This is a genomic window from Pseudomonas frederiksbergensis, from assembly GCF_003732665.1.
Classification (GTDB): Bacteria; Pseudomonadota; Gammaproteobacteria; order Pseudomonadales; family Pseudomonadaceae; genus Aquipseudomonas; species Aquipseudomonas frederiksbergensis_G.
On sequence record NZ_MOBP01000176.1, the window covers coordinates 1 to 595 of the forward strand.

At 61.8% G+C, this 595-nt stretch carries 1 protein-coding gene and 1 pseudogene; both read right to left on the minus strand.

What is annotated here, in order from left to right:
* A pseudogene (locus BK665_RS33700) lies at nt 1–326 on the minus strand (lysis protein); the annotation flags it as partial.
* Nucleotides 323–595, minus strand: a 273-nt coding sequence (locus BK665_RS33705; protein WP_148053301.1) for a cell wall hydrolase, incomplete at its 5' end; no start/stop codon positions are given. The gene BK665_RS33705 and the pseudogene BK665_RS33700, both read right to left, overlap by 4 nt.

The window sequence follows — 595 nt, forward strand, 5'->3', positions numbered from 1 at the left end:
GCTGCGTCGAGGAGGACTGACAGCCGCAAATCAGAAGTGGCAAGGCGATCACGCAGGCGAGCCTGGTCTTTTTGTGCATTGGTCAAAGCCTCGTGGTGGGTTTGGTCGTTGGCCGAAAGGCGCTGTTCGAGCACTAGGCGCTTGTCTTGATCGGCGCGCACCTGGGCGGCAGCAGCCTTGCTGATGTCGGCCAGGTCGTCCTTGTGTAGGCCTGCTTGCTCGGCGAGTTGCTCGCCGTAACGCCAGTCCTGAACCTTCCATGTGCCGCCGGCGGTGACCAGCATCAGCAGCAGGATACTGACCAGCTTCCACAATGCGGCACTCATGGCACCTCCTTGAAGAAGACGTGATTCCCGAGCTTCAGCGTCTGCTTGGCCTTCGCCGCCCAGGCCGGGGGCGTCTTAATGGTGATCGCGTAATAGTGCGTGGCACCGCCGGTAGGATCCGGCACCTTGCAATCGATCACCTGGTCAGCAGCGATGCGGGCCTGGGCCAGTTCGCGGAACGGGATCTGTTTCGCGCCGCTCAGGTAGGCGAAGTTCGGGTCGTTCTTGTTCCAGCAACTGAACTGGTACGGGGCCTGGCACACGCCAGC